Source organism: Psychrobacter sp. FME13 (assembly GCF_014861395.1).
In the GTDB taxonomy this organism is placed as follows: domain Bacteria; phylum Pseudomonadota; class Gammaproteobacteria; order Pseudomonadales; family Moraxellaceae; genus Psychrobacter.
The window spans coordinates 1-2,418 of sequence record NZ_RRYV01000253.1 but is presented as its reverse complement, the minus strand read 5'-3'; the positions used below and the strand labels follow the sequence as shown (position 1 = coordinate 2,418).

3 protein-coding genes and 1 pseudogene are annotated in these 2,418 nt (G+C 37.8%); 2 read left to right on the top strand and 2 right to left on the bottom strand.

All coding sequences use genetic code 11. From position 1 onward, the window contains the following. Nucleotides 1-9: 9 nt before the first annotated feature. Both EI164_RS15665 and EI164_RS15660 read right to left on the bottom strand, forming a co-directional pair. Nucleotides 10-708 (bottom strand): LrgB family protein, encoded by a 699-nt coding sequence (locus EI164_RS15665; RefSeq protein ID WP_192520907.1) that lies wholly within the window; start codon nucleotides 706-708, stop codon nucleotides 10-12. Between the two features lie 9 nt (nucleotides 709-717). Next, on the bottom strand, nucleotides 718-1,209 hold the full coding sequence (locus EI164_RS15660) for a CidA/LrgA family protein (protein WP_192520905.1): 492 nt from the start codon (nucleotides 1,207-1,209) through the stop codon (nucleotides 718-720). A gap of 135 nt (nucleotides 1,210-1,344) precedes the next feature. On the opposite strand from EI164_RS15660, the gene EI164_RS15655 reads away from it, so the two are divergent. Together EI164_RS15655 and EI164_RS15650 are read left to right on the top strand one after the other, a co-directional pair. Beyond that, nucleotides 1,345-2,235 carry a LysR family transcriptional regulator gene (locus EI164_RS15655; protein WP_192520903.1) on the top strand — a complete coding sequence of 297 codons (891 nt, stop codon included), beginning with the start codon at nucleotides 1,345-1,347 and terminating at the stop codon, nucleotides 2,233-2,235. 9 nt (nucleotides 2,236-2,244) lie between these two features. Beyond that, nucleotides 2,245-2,418, top strand: a pseudogene (locus EI164_RS15650) (integrase core domain-containing protein); the annotation flags it as partial.

Genomic DNA, 2,418 nt, shown 5'->3' with positions numbered 1-2,418 from the left:
TATATTTGTTTAAACTTGCCCAAATAACATTACGCCATGTATTAATGAAGGGCCTAAGAATACCATAAACAATCCCGCTAAAATCATTGTTAAACTAGCTATAACGCCCTCGTCCTCATTGCGCTGACTTGCCCGGGCTGTACCAAAACCGTGTGATGCATTACCAAATGCGATTCCATTTGCAAGATGTGAGCGAATACGAAAAAAAGTCAAAATCATATCCCCTAAAATCATTCCCACCATCCCTGTGATCAAAGTAAACAATGAGACTAAAGAGGAAGATCCGTGAATTTTTTCAGATAAGTCTAACGCAAATGGTGTCGATATTGAACGGGCCATCAAGCTATAGGTCAAGGTCTTATCAAAGTGGAACAAACCAGTGAATAGGTATATGCTTAAGACTCCCACCACCATCCCGACAGTTATGGAAGCGGTCAAAGCCAAAGCATGTCGACGTATTAAACGACGATATTCATAAATAGGTATAGCAAACGCAACCGTTGCGGGGGCAAGTAACTGCACAATCCAAGCTGTATCTTTCCAATAAGTATCATAAGAGATATTAAAGATAATCATTAATGAAAGCGTTATTACTGGAACCGTGATAGCTGGGTTTAGCCAAGATTTTCGATAGCGCACATAGATTACTTTAGCCATATAATAAGCAGCTAATGTCCAAATGAGACAAAGGATTGACCAGACATTCATTGTAAATCCTCACACATTATCATTATTTTTTAGGTTTAATTGGGCTTTATGAATCTGATGTCGATACAATCTACGTTGCAAACGGTGCACCATAATAAAGGTTAATGCTGAGCTTAACATCACCATCGCGGTACTTAAGATAATTGTCAGCATTAATTGCCAGCCCTTACTGATAAATAGCGCCTTGTATTGAAGTATTGACATCATAAGTGGGATAAACATTAATACTAATTCACCCAAAACAAATTTTGCCCCCAGTCTGACCCAGTTAACCTTGATAGCACCACTCATTAATAAGATCAGCATTAAAGATACTCCTAAGACGCCTGAGGATACGGGTAAATGCAATAACTCAACCAATATCGCAGCACAATACCAGACAGCTGCGATAATAGCGCATTGCATAAGGACATGAAGCCATGATTGGCCATAGAACCTTTGAAGTGCCAGTTTTGTTTTAGCTAAAAAACAGGAGGATAGACGAAGATTAAGATTACGCATAATAGTTGTTGTTTGTTGATTAGAGACTACTTATTATAAAAATACTATAGTCATAAATTATGAATTATATTTTTATTTTTATTCCCAATTTCTATAATAAATTTCGTTCTTTCTCTTAAATGTGGTCTATTATTTATGATAACTTTCAAGCAATTACGCTGCTTTGTGACAGTCGTAAAAACAGGTGGGTTTCTTCAAGCCAGTATCCAACTCAATTTAACTCAACCCACCGTTACCAAATCCATCAGTAACCTTGAAGAATATTTAGGCGTAGCTCTGTTTGATAAGCCGTTGACTCATAGAAAAAAGCGGCTAGTTAATTTAACGGAAATTGGCGAACACCTCTATATTCAAGCAGTGGATATCTTACAAAAGGCAGATAATCTTGAACAAACAGTAGTAGATTATCAGCAATTAATAGGTGGTAAGTTGCGTCTAGGGATTTCACCGTTAGGCAGTGAAATACTAAGCAAAGCTATTTTTAACTTTTACCAAATGCATCCTAGTATAGAAACCTCACTTATCGAAGATGGTGCTGAGTCACTTAAGCAGGCCCTTCTAGAGGGGCAACTTGATGTGGCAACATTGATGAAGCCGATTGACGATGATTTTGACTACTCGTCGATATGTTGCTATCCAGTGGTGGTCGTAGCAAATAAAAACCGTATGGGTAAGCGAAAAACGAAGGTAACACTTAAATCACTATCAAATGCACCCCTAATTTTATTTACCTCCAATTCATCATTTACTCCAATGATTATAGAAAACTGTCAATCACTAGGTTTTGAACCTAATATTATTTGCCAAACCAATCAGTGGCACTTGCTTCTTGACATGGTAAAACAGGATATGGGTGTGACTCTTTTGCCTCAATATTATACTCAAAAGTTGGATTTAACAGGATTAGTCTGCTTGCCACTAACCCAACCTCAGTTAAAATGGGAGCTTGTCATGGCTTGGCGCCGTCATCGCTTGCTTACACCAAGTATGCAAGCTTGGCTTGATAACATAAGAAAAAATATATAACTAGGCCTTGATAATGCTTTGGCTGTAACAGGGCATAGGTTATACAAAACAGAGGTGATTGAATATTTGAAAGCAGATTTGCAAGGTTTAGCGAATGTACAACTTGCGACATTGAATTGGGTAGATTGGTTCAATAAAAAGCGTATACACAGTGCATTGGGCTATGTATCGCCTTTTGAGTTT

Coding starts and splice junctions, on each gene's coding strand:
- EI164_RS15665 (WP_192520907.1), bottom strand. CDS start 708: ATGAATGTCTGGTCAATCCTTTGTCTCATTTGGACATTAGCTGCTTAT.
- EI164_RS15660 (WP_192520905.1), bottom strand. CDS start 1,209: ATGCGTAATCTTAATCTTCGTCTATCCTCCTGTTTTTTAGCTAAAACA.
- EI164_RS15655 (WP_192520903.1), top strand. CDS start 1,345: ATGATAACTTTCAAGCAATTACGCTGCTTTGTGACAGTCGTAAAAACA.